General features: G+C 46.2%; 16 protein-coding genes. 4 read left to right on the top strand and 12 right to left on the bottom strand.

Translation table 11 applies throughout. The features are described from left to right. The first annotated feature begins 8 nt into the window (after nucleotides 1–8). Together Q1A08_RS05910 and ggt are read left to right on the top strand one after the other, a co-directional pair. On the top strand, nucleotides 9–3032 hold the full coding sequence (locus tag Q1A08_RS05910) for a TonB-dependent receptor (RefSeq protein ID WP_299770793.1): 3024 nt from the start codon (nucleotides 9–11) through the stop codon (nucleotides 3030–3032). 141 nt (nucleotides 3033–3173) lie between these two features. Further along, entirely contained in the window at nucleotides 3174–4928 is a 1755-nt protein-coding gene (ggt, locus tag Q1A08_RS05905) for a gamma-glutamyltransferase (RefSeq protein ID WP_299770791.1), read from the top strand. An 82-nt stretch (nucleotides 4929–5010) separates the two neighbouring features. On the opposite strand, the gene Q1A08_RS05900 is transcribed toward ggt, so the two are convergent. Genes Q1A08_RS05900 through Q1A08_RS05890 form a run of 3 tightly spaced genes read right to left on the bottom strand, consistent with a single transcriptional unit; the run spans nucleotide 5011 to nucleotide 8773 of the window. Further along, nucleotides 5011–5796, bottom strand: coding sequence for a transporter substrate-binding domain-containing protein (locus Q1A08_RS05900; RefSeq protein ID WP_299770788.1), 786 nt, complete (start codon nucleotides 5794–5796; stop codon nucleotides 5011–5013). Between the two features lie 2 nt (nucleotides 5797–5798). Then, on the bottom strand, nucleotides 5799–8024 hold the full coding sequence (locus Q1A08_RS05895; RefSeq protein ID WP_299770786.1) for a response regulator: 2226 nt from the start codon (nucleotides 8022–8024) through the stop codon (nucleotides 5799–5801). Nucleotides 8025–8026: 2 nt separating this feature from the next. Continuing rightward, nucleotides 8027–8773 (bottom strand): response regulator, encoded by a 747-nt coding sequence (locus Q1A08_RS05890; protein ID WP_299770784.1) that lies wholly within the window; start codon nucleotides 8771–8773, stop codon nucleotides 8027–8029. A 148-nt stretch (nucleotides 8774–8921) separates the two neighbouring features. On the opposite strand from Q1A08_RS05890, the gene Q1A08_RS05885 reads away from it, so the two are divergent. Beyond that, nucleotides 8922–9500, top strand: a complete 579-nt coding sequence (locus Q1A08_RS05885) for a gamma carbonic anhydrase family protein (RefSeq protein ID WP_299770782.1) — start codon at nucleotides 8922–8924, stop codon at nucleotides 9498–9500. 103 nt (nucleotides 9501–9603) lie between these two features. On the opposite strand, the gene Q1A08_RS05880 is transcribed toward Q1A08_RS05885, so the two are convergent. From Q1A08_RS05880 to dprA, 9 genes are all read right to left on the bottom strand, one after another. Then, entirely contained in the window at nucleotides 9604–11406 is a 1803-nt protein-coding gene (locus Q1A08_RS05880) for a DUF885 domain-containing protein (protein WP_299770780.1), read from the bottom strand. Between the two features lie 147 nt (nucleotides 11407–11553). After that, entirely contained in the window at nucleotides 11554–11892 is a 339-nt protein-coding gene (locus tag Q1A08_RS05875) for a DUF5056 domain-containing protein (protein WP_299770778.1), read from the bottom strand. A gap of 5 nt (nucleotides 11893–11897) precedes the next feature. Then, entirely contained in the window at nucleotides 11898–12458 is a 561-nt protein-coding gene (locus tag Q1A08_RS05870) for an RNA polymerase sigma factor (protein ID WP_299770775.1), read from the bottom strand. 26 nt (nucleotides 12459–12484) lie between these two features. Next, complete coding sequence (locus Q1A08_RS05865) at nucleotides 12485–13288, bottom strand: DUF6249 domain-containing protein (protein WP_299770773.1); 804 nt, start codon at nucleotides 13286–13288, stop codon at nucleotides 12485–12487. A gap of 135 nt (nucleotides 13289–13423) precedes the next feature. Next, complete coding sequence (aroE, locus tag Q1A08_RS05860) at nucleotides 13424–14257, bottom strand: shikimate dehydrogenase (RefSeq protein ID WP_299770771.1); 834 nt, start codon at nucleotides 14255–14257, stop codon at nucleotides 13424–13426. 11 nt (nucleotides 14258–14268) lie between these two features. Further along, nucleotides 14269–15183 (bottom strand): oxygen-dependent coproporphyrinogen oxidase, encoded by a 915-nt coding sequence (hemF, locus tag Q1A08_RS05855; RefSeq protein ID WP_299770769.1) that lies wholly within the window; start codon nucleotides 15181–15183, stop codon nucleotides 14269–14271. A gap of 109 nt (nucleotides 15184–15292) precedes the next feature. Then, nucleotides 15293–15856 carry a Sua5/YciO/YrdC/YwlC family protein gene (locus tag Q1A08_RS05850; protein ID WP_299770767.1) on the bottom strand — a complete coding sequence of 188 codons (564 nt, stop codon included), beginning with the start codon at nucleotides 15854–15856 and terminating at the stop codon, nucleotides 15293–15295. A 7-nt stretch (nucleotides 15857–15863) separates the two neighbouring features. After that, on the bottom strand, nucleotides 15864–16370 hold the full coding sequence (purE, locus tag Q1A08_RS05845) for a 5-(carboxyamino)imidazole ribonucleotide mutase (protein ID WP_299770765.1): 507 nt from the start codon (nucleotides 16368–16370) through the stop codon (nucleotides 15864–15866). Nucleotides 16371–16465: 95 nt separating this feature from the next. Then, entirely contained in the window at nucleotides 16466–17593 is a 1128-nt protein-coding gene (gene dprA / locus Q1A08_RS05840) for a DNA-processing protein DprA (protein WP_299770763.1), read from the bottom strand. 299 nt (nucleotides 17594–17892) lie between these two features. On the opposite strand from dprA, the gene Q1A08_RS05835 reads away from it, so the two are divergent. Continuing rightward, a complete protein-coding gene (locus Q1A08_RS05835; RefSeq protein ID WP_299770762.1) occupies nucleotides 17893–19431 on the top strand; it encodes an HD domain-containing phosphohydrolase in 1539 nt (512 codons plus the stop codon). The last annotated feature ends 48 nt before the right edge of the window (nucleotides 19432–19479 follow it).

The raw sequence follows: 19479 nt of genomic DNA, 5'->3' as shown, positions 1-19479 counted from the left end.
GAGTCCATATGTTTAAACCGCATCCTTTAAGTATTGCGATTATCGCAAGCTTAAGTGCAGGGACTGCAATAGCGCAAGAAAATGCAGCCCTAGAAGAAGTTATTGTTACGGGAACCCATATTAAAGGCGTTGATATAGCCGGCGCCCTGCCTGTTAGCCAGCTTAGTAAAGAAGACCTGGATTTAGCTGGCGCTTTAAGTACCGAAGAGCTTATTGGTGAACTACCCCAAGCCGGACAGGTTGAATTTAACAGCTCCAGCGAAGGCACCTCCTCTAACAATGTTCGCGGCGATGTAGCCTCCATCAACCTTCGCGGCCTAGGGGCAGACAGCACCCTAGTGCTCGTAAATGGTCGCCGCATGGTGCTCAACCCATCTTCTTCTACTCGTGACGGCGTACCGATTCAATTCGTTAACAGCGCCATGATCCCAGCATCTGGATTGGATCGCGTTGAAGTGTTACGCGATGGTGCCGCCGCTATTTATGGAACCGATGCAGTAGCCGGTGTTGTTAACTATGTACTCGATACAGACTATGAAGGTTTTGAAATCAAAACTCGTTATGGTTCTGGACATTCCGATAGCTTAGGCGAGACTTCTATCCAGTTCCGCGGTGGCTTCGAATTCAATGAAGGCGCTTCCAACCTAACCTTCTTCGCCAGCGACTTTAATCGCTCTGGGGTAACCGCCCAAGAAATTGATTACACTCAAAACAGTGATTACCGCGATACCGACCGCACTCCGGCCTTGTTCGTTGGTGATACCTCGTTGAGAAACCTGTCTACTTTTACTCCATGGGGTCAGTTTAATCTAGGTACCGTTAACAGTGATGGTAGCTTTTCACCTGTTGGGGTTTCTGGTGTTGCTCGCAGCAGTGATGGACGCTTTCACCTTCAGCCAGATACAGCCTCTGGTGGGGTGGAGTACAAAGACGGCTTAGCGATCGACGACGGCACGCTGAATAGCGATCTGCGTTACAACATTAATGATCTCCGTATGATCATTCCTAATCTAGAACGTCGCCAGTTCTTTACGACTTTTACCCATGAGTTTGATAGTGGGATAGAACTATTTTCAGAAGCTTCGTACTACGAATCTGAGTACGATACCTTTTTCGGGCCTAACGTTATTTCTGATGTTAATAAGATGTACATTCCAAAAACGGCCTATTACAACCCATTTGGAGCTGTTGGTAACCCGAACCGCTTGGCAGGTTTAAGTACAGATGATGTGCCTGAAGAAGGACTAGATGTAAAAATTGATCGCTTACGTTTGTACGATACAGGTCCACGTAAAATCGCCACTGAAAGTGATTCACACCGCTTCCTTGTAGGCTTCCGTGGTACTTGGGATGACTGGGATTGGGAATCAGCCGCTTATACTTCAGCTGCCAAAGCCGAAGATAGCCAGCTAAGTGTTAGTCGCAGTAAATTCTACGAAGCGGTTTCACGCTCAACACCCGATGCTTATAACCCATTTACCGGTGGTAACTTTGCCGACCCAGCCAATGGCGACCCAAGCAGTGGTGGCGACGCTTCTGAGTTTACCGTTAATGTTGAGCGCAAAAACAAAACCGAAATCAGTGGTATAGATTTTAAGGCCTCCACCCCTAACTTAGTGAGCTGGGCTGGCGGTGATATTGGCGCCGCTTTTGGTGTAGAACAGCGCCGCGAAACCTACCGTGATGATCGTGACCCACTACTTGATGGCACAGTAACCTTTACTCACCCTCTTAGCGGGGAGTTCTTTAGCAGTGATGTTATGGGTGTTAGTGCTACCCCAGACACCTATGGTGCTCGTGAAGTCTATTCCGCTTATGCTGAATTCCTAGTGCCTATGGTTAATGAGGGCATGGACATACCTTTAGTTAAAAGCTTAGATGCACAAATCGCAGTGCGCGCCGAAAGCTACTCGGATGTCGACGAAGATATTGTTAAACCAAAGTTTGCTCTAGCTTGGCGCCCTGCTGATTGGTTGCAAGTTCGCAGTGCTTTTTCTAAAGGCTTCCGCGCTCCTAATCTAGAAACGCTGAACCTAACCGTGCAGGAACGTTTCAATAATAACCAGAGCGACTTTTTGCGTTGCGCTGCCGGTCAAGCCGCCGGTACGCCAGAGACAGATGTTGATGCCTGTCAGCAATCGATTAATACTCGCCGCCTAGGTAACAAAGATCTACAAAGTGAAGAGTCTGAAAACTTAACCTTTGGCTTTGTTGTAGAACCTCTTGAAGGCTTGGTTTTTACTGCTGATTGGTGGCGTATTGAGCAAGAAGGTGTGGTTGGTTTATTCGGCCGCGATAACCACCTTATTCTTGATCAAATCATGCGCCTAAACGACAGCAGTAACCCTAACGTAATACGTGCAGCCGCTACTGCTCAAGATCAAGATGAAATCGATGCTTACAATGCGGCAAATGGCACCAGTTTAGAAGCCGTTGGCCAGCTTTTGCATGTCAATGATACCTTCTTAAATCTACAACCTCGCACAATTGAAGGTGCCGATTTTAGTGTTGCCTATGACACCGATGAGTTCAGTATCGGCAGTTTTACACTGAAGTTTGATGGTGCCTATATCGCAAAATGGGATCAAGAGGCCTCCCCACAGGTTGAAGAGATTCAAGCTGCTGTGAATTCCAATCCATTACTTACAGGCTCTGTATCATCTTTCAGTAGCGGTTCACGCATTCAAGATGAAGCGACACCACGCTGGCGTGCAAAAGCCAGTGTCACCTGGAGAAAAGACAACTGGCGCGCGGGTCTGAGTGCTCGCTATGTGGGTAAAGTTTACGACCCAGACGTTAAGCAAGATGACGACCCTAGTATTATTCTAAAGATTCCTTCTTGGACTACTGTAAATACTTATGTGAATTACAAGTTTGAAGAAGGCGTATTAGATAACACCAACATCCGTTTGGGTGCCAACAACCTATTTGATGAAGAACCGCCATTGTTTGATTCTTCTCGCGGTTATAGTCCGGCGCTTCATTCAGCCAGAGGTCGTTACGTTTATCTTGATGTAAGCAAGAAATTTTAGGGGCCCGATGGCCCCACCCCTCACTCTCGTATAGCAAATGAGGCGGCTACCCGCATGCTTGATCTCAACTGTCAGTGCAGTTTATACGAGTTTTTGCCCGTCTCTGCTACGGGCTTTTTTTCCTTTTTCTACTGATTGATTATGAAAATATCGATTAAAAAAGTTTGTTTACTAGCCTGCAGCAGCATTGCACTGTTCCATAGTCAGTTGCCTAGCGCCCAAGCTCAAAGTGCACACGGCTCAGAAGCCATTATCGACTTAGCAGGACAATTTCATCCCGTTATTGGACGTAAGGGTATGGTTTCTAGCCAAGAAGCCTTAGCCAGCCAAGTGGGTGTGGATATCCTCAGACAGGGCGGCAACGCCGTCGATGCAGCAGTTGCCGTCGGCTTTGCATTAGCGGTTACCTTGCCAAAAGCAGGCAATATCGGTGGCGGTGGCTTTATGCTAGTGCACGATTCAAAATCGACCGAAACCCATGCAATCGATTACCGAGAAACGGCTCCAGCAGCCGCTCACCGCGATGTATTCTTAAACAGTGATGGCAGTGTTAATAAACAAAGAGCTCGCAATAGTTTTCAAAGCGCTGGTGTTCCGGGTACCGTTGCGGGCCTACTTTTGGCTTTAGAGCAACACGGTACCATGAGCCCCAAGCAAGTCATTGCTCCTGCGATTAAACTCGCCCAAGAAGGCTTTGTAGTATCAGAAGAGCTCGCACTTGAGCTACAGCAACGCCATTCGCAGCTCAGCCGCTCTAAGGCCGGACAGAAGATTTTTTATAAACCCAATGGTCGCTTCTATAAAGCAGGGGAAAGACTAATTCAAAAAGATCTGGCCAATACCTTAAAAAAAATCGCTGAAACTAATGGACAGTCCTTTTACCAAGGCGAAACCGCCAAACTGATTGTGCAAGATTCAAAAAAACAGGGTGGCCTGATTCGTTTAGATGACCTGAAAAACTACCAGCCGGCACTAAGAAAAACTGCCAAGGGTAAATACCGAGGCTACGATGTAGTTACTATGCCCCCACCAAGCGCTAGCGGCATTCACATTATTCAAATGCTCAATATATTGGAAAATAGTCAGCTCCATGACATTCCCCACAACAGTGCAGCACATTTACATTTACTCAGCAGCGCCATGCAGTTTGCCTTTGCCGATCGTAGTGAGCATTTAGGTGACCCTGACTTTTATGATGTCCCTATTCAAACTATTACCAGCAAACAGTACGCTAAAAAGTTAGCCGATAGCATTGTTCCAATGCGCGCAAAGTCGGCCGCCGAAGTTAAGCCTCTGAACCTTAATCAATGGAAGGAAAGCCCCGATACCACCCATTACTCGGTTATCGACAAGTACGGGAATGCAGTGTCCAATACCTACACACTTAATTTCAGTTACGGTTCGGGTATTGTCGTTGAAGGTGCCGGTTTTATTCTGAACAATGAGATGGATGACTTTTCTGCCAAGCCCGGTGTACCAAACGCCTTTGGCTTGATTGGCCGTGAAGCCAATGCAATTAAAGCAGGCAAACGTCCCTTGAGTTCGATGGCACCGACGATTATCTTCAAAAATGATAAGCCGTTTATGATTACGGGTAGCCCTGGGGGCAGCAAAATTGCCAATGCAGTTTTACAAACTATAAGCAATGTTATCGATTATGATATGAATATTGCGCAAGCTTCCTCGGTACCACGTATTCATCATCAATGGCTACCTGATATCCTGAACCTCGAATCTGGAATCAGTGCCGATACCATCTCTATACTGAGCAATATGGGCTATACAACAAAACCAAGCAAAGGCATAGGTAGTACACAATCGATAGTAATAAAAAGTGGTATTGTTTACGGGGCATCTGATCCAAGAAGACCTGGCGCGGCAACGATTGCGGAATAAGCCAGACTTTGTAAACCGTCACTGATTGATGGCCAGAGCCCACATCTTTATGTGGGCTTTTAGGTTTCTATAGAACTGTATTTCAGAATTGTTCTAGAAAGCGATCCTTATCCTGCTCATTCATCCGCTCTCCCATTATTTTTCCTAGCAAGCCACTCTCTTCAATAAGGCCGTAGGCAGCTTTTAGCCTAGCGACAATTTCATCTGGGGTATCTAAGCTGGCCGCAATATAAAGCCCTTTTGAGATACCTTCTAGCTTTAGTGCCGGCACAAATTTTTCGCAATCAGTCTTTTCTTGCTCGCAAAGCGTTAGCAGGCCCGCCGAGCTAGACGCAAACAGCTCGACCCGTTTGCGTAGCAACTTATGGAAGTTCTGCCGATTAGAATTCACGGGCTCTAGGTTAGCTATACCTTGAGATTTCAAATAGACATGGTGCGCATGGAAATTAACTACGCCGACTTTGTAACGATTTACATCAGCTAAGCTATCCACGGAGATATCACTACGTTCCAGTAATCGAAATAAATAGTAATGAACTGGGGTTATTTGTCCTATCCAATGAAACTTATTTTCCCTTTCTGCGGTTCGAGCCAGTGGGTAAATGATGACATTAGATTCCGTTTCAGCTCTGCGGTAGGCTCTTTTCCATGGTGAGAAATATAGCTGATACTCAAAGTCCGATTGCGCTATGAGCTCATGAACCAATTCCGTCGCTTGCCCATCGGCTAAGTTATCATTGCTACGGAAAGTAATTGGAGTTCTTTCAGTTACTACATCTAGAGTCACTTGAGCTTGGCTGTTTGCTGCATTGAAACCGCCCCATAAGGCCACTAGAAATACAGATAAACTCAGTGTTCTAAGCTCCATAATTACATCTTATTCGGCTGATATTGATTTATAGCCCCTTGGGTTATTCTCATGGTTTTTATCCACAGGGCATATGTAGCGGGGCTCAATATACCATCATCGTCATCAAACTCGTCAAATAAATCCAGCATAGCCTGCAGACCAAAGTTTCCGGCTAGGCCCCTTAGTTTATGTAATTGCTCATTACTCAAGGGTTTTCCTACTAGTACCCCCTCCTCTGCCGAGATATTTTTACGAAGCTCCTGCAAGGCTTTTTCATACAGTTGTGCCGCCGGCTCAATACCTAAATTATTGAAATGTTCATGAATGACAGATTTGTTCAAAGCAATACTTTGTTTAGCGAAATCTTGATTAATACTGTTCAAAAGCTCGCCGTAGTCCACGGGCTTTTCAATTACGTCATCCATGCCAGCGGCATAACACTTTGTTTTTGTCTCGGGGTCGATATGTGCAGTCACGCCATAAATTGTGCCGCTATAATCAGCCTGTCTTAACTTTTCAGTTGCACTAATACCATCGAGCTCTGGCATATTGACATCCATAAGCACTAACTGGGGCTGCTCGGCTTCGCAAAGGGATATCGCTTCTAGGCCATTTTCGGCCACATAGACCTTATGCTTATTTTGTTCAAAATATATCTTGGCTAACTTTAAATTCATTTCTACATCGTCAGCCACCAAAACTCGCAGTGGGCTCATACTTGCAGTGCTGTCCTCCTGACTCAGGGCTGGCATTTTCTGGGCTATCTTGGCACTAACTTTAAACCAAAATTCTGCGCCTTCACCCTCTTGACTGTTAAAGTCTAGCTGCCCATCCATTTTGTCTACAATAGCTTTGCATATCGCCAGTCCCATACCCGCACCACCATAGAGAGCATGAATGCTTTTATCGGCTTGCTGGTAGGGGGAGAATATTTTTTCTTTGGCTTGTTCTGCTATGCCCACCCCTGTATCACTCACCAAAAACCTTAGTAAGCTACGACCATCTTTCTTTTCTAAACAACTAACCTCCAAATGTATTTCACCGTCGCGGGTAAACTTAATAGCGTTATTGATTAAGTTTAAAATTACTTGGCGCAACCTCTCTGAATCTAATTCATAGTAACGATCGACATTATTCGCAATTTGATAGCTAATCTGGTTCTGGTTCTTCTTAGCAGAAGAGCCCATTAAGAAGATAATTGAGCTAATCAGCCTTTCAAGATCAAACACTTTATCCACTAGCTCTAACTCACCTTGCTCATTACGGGTGTATTCCAGAGCATTGTTCATTAAGCCTAAAAGCGACTCACAAGCGTCATTGATTGAATCAACGTACTGGGCTTGAGCACTGGGTAAACCACTATCTGAAAGAAGCCTTAGCAATCCCAAAATGCCATTCATTGGTGTTCGAATCTCATGACTCATAACAGCTAAAAAGTCTGATTTTGCTTTACTGGCCTCAAGGGCTGATTGCTGCTCTTTTTTAAGTTCGTGGGTGCGCTCAAGTACTTGCGCTTCAAGGTTTTTGTTTGCGGCTAGAATTTGCTCATGCTGAGTTTCAATGGTTTTTAATTGCTGATTAAAAGCATTGAGCAACATACCAATTTCATCATCGCGATGTGCACTGGGGATATCGATATTTTTCAGCTTTTCAGGTTTGCTTGCTTGTTGGCTAGCTAGTAGCACTGATTTCGTAACACCAAAATAGAAAACCAGCATTATGCAAGCGGCGAGGATGATGTTGCGAATAATGCCGAATAGAAAGGTCAGCAATGAACGCTGTATAAAAGCTTGAGATTCATTTGCGGGATCTACTTGGATATATAGAACACCGACTTCCTCTGTAGCAGCATGCAGCAAGGAAACCTGTATATCTTCTAAGTCACCAAACAGCCAACGACCTACTCCCGAGACTTTTTCAGCTGCCTTGCTAGCATGCGCTAATGTGTTTTTATAATTGTCTTTGATACTCGCCTTAACAATAAACCTATTGTTCAAAAGCCCCGCAACGATTTCGCCCGCGGTGGCATCATCTAGATTATAGGCCGCGAATTGTGCCGATTTGATTGCGGTACTAAGAATACGCTCAACATCGTTATCGTGATTGTTCTTTTGTTGAAAGTAATCGGCCATCAACTGGCCACCGGTCAGCAATAGGCCAATTAAAAAAGCCACCAAAACAATATTTCTGGTTTGCTTATACGCCAAACGTTGGCGCAGTGGAGGTTGGCCCTTACTGAATGGCACAGTTATGACTCATTCGAGTTTATTTCCGCAATAAACAGGTAGCCTGCGCCATGAACGGTACTAATATACTTTGGGGATCCTTTATCGTCTTGTAGCTTTTTTCTCAGCCTTGCTACCATCACATCGATAGTACGATCTGTAGGATACCAATCACGGCGTTGCATTTTATTCATCAGCTGATCCCTACTCAGTACCATTCCTGGATTTGCTAGCAGGGCTGCCAATAGTTTGTACTCACCCTCGGTAAGACTTACCTCTTCCCCATTTACATGCATTAATAATCGACGGCCAGGCAAAAAAGACCAACAATCAAAGTTTATTTGCTCGGCTAAATCTTGGCTGTTATTGAGTGTTTCTTGATGCAGTCGTGATGCAAGGTTTTTAACCCGTACCATCAATTCCCGAATATTATAGGGCTTAGTGACATAATCATCAGCACCCAGCTCAAGACCCACAATACGGTCAATATCATCGGAGCGCTGGGTGACTAAAATAATCCCCATATTCGAGCGGCCCCGTATCTCCCTAGTTAGAGCTAAGCCATCGCCGTCTGGCAGAGTAATATCCAGCAACACAATATCTATTGTCTTTTGCGCTAGCAGTTCTCTTGCTTGACTACAGTTGTGAGCCTTATACACCTCATAGGGTGCTTGATTGAAATAGCTGTATAACAGCTCCATGCTCGCCAATTCATCTTCCACAATAAGTAAAGTGATGGCTTTGGAATTGGCTTTATTGGAAGGGTTCATGATTTATTGGTCTGCATTTTTAGAACTGTTCAAATTATAACCCAGACAAGTCTGGCGCCAATGTAAATCTCCAGTGTTTTTTGTAAACCAAAGATTATCCTATAAACTGCGGCGGATAATATTAGATATACAGCCTAGAGATAGCCCTATGAGTTCCGAGCCAAACAAAATCTATAGTACCGCCATTCGCAGCCACAAAGGCATCAGCCCAAGCCTGGGGCAACGAGTTATGATCGACCCCTCTGCCGTAATCATAGGTGATGTGGTTCTAGGTGATGACTGCTCGGTATGGCCCTGTGCAGTGATTCGCGGCGATATGCACTCTATCCGAATTGGCGATCGCTGCAGTATCCAAGACGGCTCAGTTTTACATATTACTCATGCTAGTGACTTCAACCCGGGCGGCTGGCCCCTGACCTTAGGCGACGATGTTACCGTAGGACACTCCGTCAATCTCCATGGCTGTACACTAGGCAGCCGAATCCTAGTCGGTGTTGGCTCTACCATTATGGATGGTGCAATCGTTGAAGATGAAGTCATCATTGGAGCTGGTAGCCTTGTACCACCTGGTAAACGCCTAGAATCCGGTCATTTGTACGTTGGCTCCCCAGTAAAGAAAGCTCGCCCACTAAAAGAAAAAGAGCGTAACTTCTTCCCTTACACTGCCGGGAATTATGTGAAGCTGAAGGATGAGTATTTAGCCGAGGCCGAAGATCAGAATAGCTAACGTATTCGCTAGCAGGGAATGCCGTTATTTGAAAAGGATAAACGTTCGAATACAAATAATAGTTTGAGAATGAAGCCGGCTCTATGAACCGGCTTCAACAAGATTAGCCCTTGCTGGCGATATACTGGTCGACTTGCTCTTCCAAGATACCTAATGGCAACATGCCATTGCGCAAAATAACATCGTGGAATTCACGAATATCAAATTTTTCTGCTAGCGCCTTCTTGGCCTTAGCACGCAATTGCATAATTTTGATTTGACCAATCTTATAGGCAGTCGCCTGTCCAGGCATAACAATGTAACGCTCGATGGCTTTTACAACGTCTAGTTCAGGACTAGGTGTGCTATCACGTAAATATTTAATAGCCTGCTCACGTGTCCACTTCTTAGCGTGAATACCAGTATCAACCACTAAACGACAAGCACGCCATAGCTCCATTGATAAGCGACCAAAGTCAGAATAAGGGTCCTGATAAAAACCAATCTCCTTTGGTAGCGTTTCAGAGTACAAACCCCAACCTTCGGTATAGGCTGTGTAACCACCTACCTTACGGAATGTTGGAATACCTTCTAACTCTTGAGCGATCGCCAGTTGCATATGGTGGCCAGGAATACCTTCGTGATAAGCCAAAGCTTCTAGCTCATACACTGCCATCTCATTCATATCAGCTAAGTTTACGTAGTAACGTCCAGGGCGAGAGCCATCTAAAGATGGACGCTGATAAAATGCACGGCCAGCCGAGTCCTCACGGAAAGGCTCAACACGGGTAACTACCAAATCAGCTTTTGGCTTAGTAAGGAATAGCTCATCTAAGCGGGACTTCATGACATCGATGGTTTTAACGGCATCATCTAAGTACTTCTGACGACCTTCATCGGTGTTGGGTAATTTAAACTGGGCATCATTGCGCATAAATTTGAAGAATGCCTGCAAATCACCTTTAAAACCGACCTTTTCTTTAATCGCACGCATTTCATCGTGAATACGAGCAACCTCAGAAAGGCCTAGCTTATGGATTTCATCCGCAGTCATATCTGTGGTGGTCATGTCTTTTAGGCGATACTTGTAATACTCTTCGCCTTTAGGAAACTTCCAAACACCATCACGCGTATCAGCGCGCTTTTCCTGACTTTCTAAGAAGCCAATCAAAGCAGCATAGGCATTTTTAAATTCACCCAATAAAGCCGCTTTCGCTTCTTTTCGCAATTTTGCTTTTTCTTCGTCAGTAGCTTCTAGCTTTTCAATTTTGCCTTGGATGTCTGCCCAAACTGGGTTGTCTTCTTTGGCGTCTTTTTCAAAAGGCTTACCGGCAATGATATTTTTACTGTCGCTGATCACCATCGGGAAAACAAACTTTGGCGGCACTACACCTAGTTTTTCGCTGCTTTGCATGCGCACAATAAGTTGATCAAAAAGTGGCTTGGCTTTTTTCAGGCGGGAGATATAAGCCTCAGCATCGCTAACATTATCAACGCGATGCATGTTGATCAGAAACGATGGAAGCTGGGACTGAAGGCCAAACATTTGATTAACTTGGTAGCCATAATCACGATAACGATCCGCAAAGATCTGATCTTTGGCCTGTTCTTCAAATAAGCGATAACTTAGCTTTTCTTGCTCGCCCAATTTGTCGAAATCAATTTTCTTAAGTTCGGCCAATTGCTTCTTAACAAGTGCTATATCTCGATCATCTTCCGCTGCGGAGATATCACCCCACTCGCCGTACTTTTCCTTCATACCTAAGTAAGTAAGGTACATCGGCTTATTAGCCAAAGATTCTTTAAATGAGCTTTCGAAAAACTCAGTAGCCTTTTCAGACTCGGTTTTTTCAGCAAGCGCCCATGTTGCGCTGCTTGCAGCTACGAGCGCTACCGCTAAGCGCGTCGCTTTAGTCATCAACTTCATGGTATTTCCTCATGACGAATGTGTAGTCTGGTTGAGTAATATCAGCCGCCATACACAGATATTGTTGTTTTACGGTAGTTAGACGAACAACGGCCAATGAAAATCATTGGCCGCTGATAAAATAGGAATTAAGAACTTTGGGGGGGTCTATACTTCAAAAATGCGAGTTCGGTCATTCCACACAACTAGAGCCGCTACAGCTAGCATGCTAAGACCTAAGCCCAGCAAAGTCGCCCAGTTTGCGCTTGGCTGGGTGAAAATTGAGGCAAAGCCCTGCAACATAGCCTGCAAAGGCAGGATCGCAGCAACGAGTACCGTCGACAAAATCGCGGCCCATACCACCAAGCGGTTTGGCTTGGCTTTTTCTCGGTCGGGCTTGGCTGGCAACTGAGCCATCAAAGCATCAGTAAAGCCATCATCCGCAATGTAGTCATTTTGGGCCTTCAGCTCTCGCTGAAGAAATAGTTCAAATTCTTGATCATTCATAGTCTTCATTCCCCCGCTACTTGAGCGGTTGCGGGTGCAGCCAAGATAGCCTTGAGCTTCTGTTTAGCCCGCTGAACATGGGATTTTACCGAACCCACAGGACACTGCAAGATTTCAGCAGCTTCACTGTGGCTCATCCCTTGAGTATAACACAGGTCAATGGTTTGCCTTTGAATATCCGGCAGCTGGGCTAGGGCTTGATCAAGGTCCCTGCTATTACCCACATGCTCTAAATCAGAGCCCGCTGCCGAGTGAACATTATCAATGTCCTCAAAAGTATCCTGGAAGTTGTTCTTCTTGATCTTCTTATAATCGAGGAAGGTATTATAAGCGATCCGGTATAACCAGGTACTCAGCTTAGCGTTTGACTGAAAACTGTCTAACTTACGGAAAGCCTTTAAAAAGGTTTCCTGGGCTAGATCATCAGCCAAGGCATCGTTCTGGCACCATTGGCGCAATGATGCGCGCAAGCCAGATTGATGGCGATTAACCAAGATAGCAAAGGCGCGTTGGTTACCCGCCTTTACTACGAGGTCAATCAGTTGTTGGTCGCTAAGCTCTATCACAAAGGTGGCCTAAGTTACTGTTTTTGTTATACGGATTGGCTGTTGTTTTCTTTTTCTTGCTGAGCTTGCTCAGTCTTCCAGATGTAAAGGTGAGCTACACCAATCAGCGCTGGGATTAAGCCTACCGCACCAACCTCACCGGCAACTGCACCTAAGAAGCCCATCAAGCCAACACCTACAGCGATCAGCATGACGCCTTTACTCTGAGTGCTCTTCTCAGACTTACCGGTTGCCTCTTGGAACATTTCAGGCGGAATCTCTTGGCCTTTCTCAAGCATCTTATCAATACTCTGATTGATCAGCTCGCGGCGCTTATGACGACCATACATAACCACACCTACGATCAATACCGGCATGCCAAAGATCAAAACAATGGCGACAACTGCCACTAAAGCTTCGAGAAAATCGCCGATTGAGTCGGTAAATGCATTTCCACCCTTTTTATACACCACCCGGGATTTGCTTTCGCTTTGGCGCTCGCTTTCCATTTCATCTTGGTGCTCGGCCTCTCTTTCAAGGACGATTTTGCCGTCTATCTCAACACCTTCTTTTTCTAGCTCATGGGCAATCTCTTTAAGGACGTTCTCGCCGATAAAAGAGCCCAAGTTGATGGTGACTTTCTTCTGCTCGTCGCTGCCATCACCGGTGCGGACCACAATTTCACCAGATTCAACATTGAGATCGATGGTTTTTTCAACATCACCATCTTTCACCACAATCACTTTACGGTGACTATCAGCTTCGCTTTCGGCCGTTACCGCCGCTGCACCCACTATGGTGCACATCATCAGCAGCGCGGCGAACAGCTGCTTTAGGTTTAAATGATTCATATTCATATTCCTCGTAGTGTTTCATTGGGCAGTGATCTTCTGCCCTGCTATTGCTAAGCGAATATCGCTTGGTATTGCTTAAGACGGCGCAAACAGCCGAATGGATGCAGGCGCCAGAAAAACTTTGAGATTAATTTAGCTAGACAGCAACTGCTGACGCAATTGAGCTAAGATTAGAGCGGTGTCGGGGCGCTTGCCACGCCACAAATAAAAGGATTCAGCGGCCTGTTCGACCAACATACCAAGACCATCAGCTTCAGCTCGAGCACCATTATTCTTGGCCCAGCTCATAAACATCGTGGGCTCTGCGGCGTACATCATATCGTAGCAATAGCAGCCCTCAGCGACCCTATTGGCCAGTGGCAAGCTATCGCCTTGCAGGCTAGCCGCACTGCCATTAATGATGATATCAAACTGGCCCGGCTCAATATCTGAAAAACCAGAAGTTGTAATCTTGCCAATATCGGCAAATTCATCGGCTAGCAGTTGAGCCTTAGAAGCCGTACGATTTGCTATATGCAGCGCCGCAGGGCTCAAGGCCAATAAAGGCTGAATGACGCCACGCACAGCCCCGCCTGCACCTAAAAGTAAAACCCTTTTGCCAGCTAAGGGCCAAGATAGGTTTTGCTCAATATCGCGCACCATACCTACACCATCGGTATTTTCGGCGCAAATACGGCCATCTTCCTGCAAAATCAGGGTATTACTGGCGCCAGCTCGATAGGCTCTAGGGCTAAGCTCATCAGCAAACTCCAGCGCATCCAGCTTAAAGGGTACGGTGACATTCATTCCCTTGCCCCCTTGTGCAAAGAATTTACCTGCCTCCTCTGCAAAATTTTGCGCGCAAATGGCTTCGTAGCTAATGGTTTCAGCACATTGCTCAGCAAATGATTGGTGTATCAGTGGCGATTTGGAATGGGCTATGGGGTTACCTAGCACCGCATAACGATCTATCGTCGAATTAGTCACGGTAACCTCGCTCAGCTGGCCAGCCAATCTCTATGGGGTAAAAACTTCTCTGTCAATTGCGCTTCAGCAGTGCCCGGCTCAGGCTGATAGTCATACTCCCAGCGCACCAATGGCGGCATAGACATTAATATCGACTCGGTACGGCCACCGGTTTGCAAACCAAACAAGGTGCCACGATCCCAGACTAGGTTAAATTCCACATATCGACCTCGGCGATACAACTGAAACTCTCGTTCACGTTCACCGTAGGGCTGATCTTTGCGGCGCTCTACAATAGGAACATAGGCCTTACTGTAGCTTTCACCCACTGCCTGCATAAAGGCGAAGCTCTTTTCAAAACCCCATTCATTCAGATCATCGAAGAACAAGCCACCTACTCCGCGAGCTTCATCGCGATGTTTAAGATAGAAGTAATCATCACACCATTTTTTGTAGCGCGGATAGACATCATCACCAAAAGGATCACAGGCGTCTTTGGCCGTTTGATGCCATTGGCGACAATCTTCTTCATCACCATAATAAGGGGTTAGATCATAACCACCCCCAAACCACCAAACCGGCTCGGCGCCTTCTTTCTCAGCAATAAAGAAACGGACATTGGCATGGCTAGTGGGTACATAAGGATTGCGAGGGTGAATCACTAAGGACACCCCCATGGCTTCAAAAGACCGGCCGGCAAGCTCTGGGCGATGAGCCGTTGCTGAAGCCGGCATCGCGGCCCCGCTCACATGCGAGAAGTTCACCCCACCTTTTTCAAAAATATTGCCGTTTTCAATGACTCGCGAGCGGCCGCCACCGCCCTCTTCGCGCACCCATTGATCTTGCTTAAATTCGGTGCCGCCATCGGCTTGGCTTAGATCGGCGCAGATTTTATCTTGCAGCGCCATTAGATAGGCTTTTACCGCCTCTTTATCAACCGAGCTCATAGATGTTTCTTCGTGTCATTATTGGGCTTGGCATAGTAACAAAAGCCCATGATCACTGCAGTTGGAAATATCTTTTAGCTATTAGAGCAGAGCCCAGCTAAGGCAAGGCTTAGGCGCGAATAATGTCGCCCGTGCGTAAATCACGAATGGTGGAAGGTTTGGCCTTGGTATTCACAAGCCCTGGAGCCAAGCCGGCAAGACAGCCGTGAAAGTAGCGCTCAGCATGCATAGCACTAATGGCCGGTGGTAAACCCTGGGGGTTTGCTGAGGTAGAAACAATCGGGCCGCCAAAAGCTCGGCAAAGGCCAGCGACAACCGGGTGAGCACTGACGCGCAAAGCAACAGAGTCAAAACGACCGCTAATCCAGTTTGGACAATAGCCATTAACAGGCACCAGCCAAGTATTAGGCCCAGGCCAAGTCTCTTCTAATTTAGCGTATTGATCACGGCAGATACCCGCAAGAAAAGGCTCGAACTGCTCAATATCGGCCGCAACCAAGATAAGCCCCTTGGCTTGGGCACGACCTTTTAAGAACAGGATATGCTCAACGGCCTCCTGCTGAAAAGGATCGCAACCTAGACCCCAAACCGCTTCGGTCGGATAGGCGATAACGCCTCCATCATGCATTTGCTCTGCAAGACGGCGAATACGAGGATTTAGGGCCCAGTTCACAGTCTAATTAGCGCTGAGCTAATTTTTCCTGCAAAGAAGCATCTTTAGCGATAACGGCATCAGCATTAGCTTTACGCTCGTCGATCAACTTCTGGTGCAACTCAGCGTCTGAGGTACCTAGGATCTGAGCCGCTAAATAAGCTGCGTTCTTAGCACCTGCTTTACCGATAGCAACGGTAGCTACTGGGATACCACCAGGCATTTGAACAGTAGACAACAATGCATCTAGACCGTCCAAAGAAGAGTTAATTGGCACGCCAATTACTGGCTTTAAGGTGTTTGCAGAAACAGCACCAGCCAAGTGAGCAGCCATCCCAGCGGCACAGATAAAGGCGCCAGCACCACGGGCATCAGCATCTTTAACATAAGTGTGGGTAGCTTCTGGGGTACGGTGAGCGGAGCTAACTTTAGCTTCGAAAGGTACGCCTAGCTTGTCTAGGGTATCGAAAGCGGCTTCCATAATAGGTAGGTCTGAATCAGAACCCATCAAAATAGCAACAAATGGTTTGCTCATCGGCTTAGTCTCTTGTGCGAAAAAGCGGCAAATTTACCCGAACTTTATGCCGTGCTCAAGCATTTTTGAAAAACTTAGCATTCTTCCCAAAGCCCCTATTTAACACGCTGATATAGCCCGGCCTGCTGGCAAATATGACCATTTAGCTCTAACTCCATCAGCTGTATCGAGATTTCCTCGACTCGCAGCCCGCTACTAAGCTGAATTTCATCAACACTAAGCGGGTCGTAGCCGATAAATTCCAATAGGCCATCACGACTAAGAATAGGCTCGGGCTCTTTCTCTGCTTCAGCTGTAGCCGTTTTAAAATCCAACTGACCTTGGATGGCCCCACTTAAATGTTGGGCGATATCTTCAGCACCTTCCACCAACACCGCGCCCTGCTTTAACAGCTTGTGGCAACCTCGGCTCAACGGGTTATTGATGGAGCCAGGTATTGCAAACACCTCGCGATTTTCCTCAAGGGCCAATGAAGCGCTGATCAAAGAACCGCTTCGCTCAGCGGCTTCCACGACTAGTGTGCCCAAGGCTAGGCCCGTCACTATGCGGTTTCGCTTAGGGAAGTTCGCCGCAATGGGAGGCGTACCAAAGGGGTACTCGCTTAGCACGGTGCCTCCTGAGTTAATAATCTGCTGACTCAAGTCTATATTGCGACGTGGATAGAGTTGATCGAGGCCACTACCTAATACCGCAATTGTCCTGCCGCCCGCGGCTAGACAGCCACGGTGCGCTGCAGAATCTATCCCGAGAGCCAGACCACTTGTTATCGCAATCCCTGCATCACTAAGCTCCCTTGAGATCTGCTCTGCTTGCTTAATTCCCGAAGGACTTGCCTTGCGACTGCCTACAATAGCTAGCTGTGGCCAATGTAGCACCTCCAAGCTTCCCTTCACAAATAACAGTTCTGGAGGGTCCGCTGTCTCCTGCAGCAGTTTCGGGTAATCAGCATCAATTGAGAGTAGCAAGCGTACCGATTGATCATCACAATAGCTTATTAGCTGTCTTAGTTTCGCTTCTAAGATTCCGCCTTTCTGACCTTGTTTATGGCTTTGTAGAAGAGAATGGGCCTCTTCCCCAATCCGCTGTATTTGCTCTTTAGTACTCAAACCAAAAAATTCATTTGCAGATTTTAGGCCGTGGATCGCACGACGTAGATACCGACCCTGCCAATGCTGACACATTAGCAACAAAATACGACTCTTACTTTCTGAGCTGTGCTCCATAATGACGACCTAATAAAGCAGGGTTTAATTTGGGCAAAAGCAGGCCGAGCTGGTGAAAAAAACACCCAAGCAAACTCCTCCCTTAGAGTGAAAACATAAACTGCCTCACATAAATTGAAACAGGCCAAATTTCTTATTAGTCTTAAAACCTTGAAATAGACTAAAAATAAGATCTAGATTCGCTGCCAGGCCCACTGTTGAAGGGTCAAAAAAAGAATTTAGTGTAAAAAGCTCATTCCGATGTGCACTGCTAAATAATGTCGTCTAGTATGAAAGTAGACGCCTTAAAGGAAGCTCCAATGCCTGAGTACAGTTTTCTAAGTAACGAAAAATCTAGCTTCGAGCCAACGCAGGTTCAAGGTGACCCATGGAAGGTTCTCGTTGTTGATGATGAGCCAGATATCCACACTATTACTGAGCTAGCACTAAGTGATTTTGAGTATCAAAACCGTGGTATTGAACTATTGCACGCAAATTCTGCGGCCGAAGCTAAAGAAATATTGCAGCAGGAGGACGATATCGGTCTGATATTGCTCGATGTTGTCATGGAATCAAGAGATGCCGGATTACTGCTGGTTATCTGGATTCGTGAAGAATTAAAAAACAACCAAGTCCGTATTGTTTTGCGTACTGGCCAACCTGGTGACGCTCCAGAGCGACAGGTGGTTCGTGACTACGATATCAATGGTTACAAGGAAAAGTCCGAGTTAACCGCCAATAAGCTCTACACAGTGACTTGTAGCTCCCTGCGTTCCTACCAAGACATCCATTCCCTAATGGCCCATGAAGCCGGCATGAAAAAGGTCATAGAATCTACCGGTGATATTTTCGGCAAGCGCTCCTTAGGCTTATTCGTTGAAGGTGTATTAGAGCAGATCTTTTCTTTAAGCAAGCTAGAGCGCAGTATGAACCTAGTCATTGAGGATAACTCAATTGCTATTCAGCGTAATCATGGTGACTATGAAGTGGTAGCCGCGACAGGCTGCTACCGCGGTATCAGCGATATCGACGTACGCGCTGAGTTTGGAACCACTGTTGAAAAGCTACTTGCTACCGATGAGCGCATTGTTAATCTTCCCAACAATAAGCTGGCTATTATTTTGCGTTGCCCGTTCTCCGACGCAACAGTCTTGCTGCTAAACAATATGACCTATAGCAGCGATGAGAAAAACCAGTATTCCTTGCTGAACCTATTTATCAGCAATGTGAATATCGCTTATGAAAACCTTTCATTGCAAGCCCAAACAGAGCGCACTCAAAAAGAGATTGCCTATCGATTAGGCGAGGCCATCGAAAACCGCTCCAACGAATCGGGTAATCACGTAAAGCGTGTTGCAATGACTTCAGAACTACTCGCTTTAGGCTGTGGCCTCTCAGCAGCCAAGGCGCAAATTATTAAGATTGCCTCACCTTTGCATGATATTGGCAAGATTGCCTGCCCAGATGCGATTTTGCATAAAGAAGGCAAGCTGGACGCCGATGAATGGGAAACCATGAAGCAGCATGCCCTTATCGGTGAGGAGATGCTGTCAGGATCTGACCTGGAGATTATCAAAACAGCCGCCAATCTAGCTGGTGGACACCATGAACGCTGGGAAGGTGGTGGCTATCCACGTAATTTATCTGGTGAGGACATTCCACTAGAAGCGCGAATTACCGCCGTAGCGGATGTTTTCGATGCGCTAGTTAGCAAGCGCTGTTATAAAGATGCTTGGACTATAGAAGACGCTTTAGAGCTCATTAAATCTGAAAAAGGTAAACAGTTTGATCCTAAGGTCGTAGATTCTTTGCTGGAGAATCTAGATGATATCTTAGAGATTTACAAAAACTATAAATAAAATAGCTACTATTAAAACCTATAAACAAAAACAGGGCTTTAAGTCCTG

The organism is uncultured Pseudoteredinibacter sp., from assembly GCF_947500695.1.
Taxonomy (GTDB): Bacteria; Pseudomonadota; Gammaproteobacteria; order Pseudomonadales; family Cellvibrionaceae; genus Pseudoteredinibacter.
This window is presented reverse-complemented; position numbering and strand designations above follow the sequence as displayed.

Coding starts and splice junctions, on each gene's coding strand:
- dprA (WP_299770763.1), bottom strand. CDS start 17,593: ATGGAGCACAGCTCAGAAAGTAAGAGTCGTATTTTGTTGCTAATGTGT.
- hemF (WP_299770769.1), bottom strand. CDS start 15,183: ATGAGCTCGGTTGATAAAGAGGCGGTAAAAGCCTATCTAATGGCGCTG.
- Q1A08_RS05880 (WP_299770780.1), bottom strand. CDS start 11,406: ATGAAGTTGATGACTAAAGCGACGCGCTTAGCGGTAGCGCTCGTAGCT.
- Q1A08_RS05890 (WP_299770784.1), bottom strand. CDS start 8,773: ATGAACCCTTCCAATAAAGCCAATTCCAAAGCCATCACTTTACTTATT.
- Q1A08_RS05865 (WP_299770773.1), bottom strand. CDS start 13,288: ATGAATCATTTAAACCTAAAGCAGCTGTTCGCCGCGCTGCTGATGATG.
- purE (WP_299770765.1), bottom strand. CDS start 16,370: ATGAGCAAACCATTTGTTGCTATTTTGATGGGTTCTGATTCAGACCTA.
- Q1A08_RS05900 (WP_299770788.1), bottom strand. CDS start 5,796: ATGGAGCTTAGAACACTGAGTTTATCTGTATTTCTAGTGGCCTTATGG.
- Q1A08_RS05875 (WP_299770778.1), bottom strand. CDS start 11,892: ATGAATGATCAAGAATTTGAACTATTTCTTCAGCGAGAGCTGAAGGCC.
- Q1A08_RS05910 (WP_299770793.1), top strand. CDS start 9: ATGTTTAAACCGCATCCTTTAAGTATTGCGATTATCGCAAGCTTAAGT.
- ggt (WP_299770791.1), top strand. CDS start 3,174: ATGAAAATATCGATTAAAAAAGTTTGTTTACTAGCCTGCAGCAGCATT.
- Q1A08_RS05835 (WP_299770762.1), top strand. CDS start 17,893: ATGCCTGAGTACAGTTTTCTAAGTAACGAAAAATCTAGCTTCGAGCCA.
- Q1A08_RS05885 (WP_299770782.1), top strand. CDS start 8,922: ATGAGTTCCGAGCCAAACAAAATCTATAGTACCGCCATTCGCAGCCAC.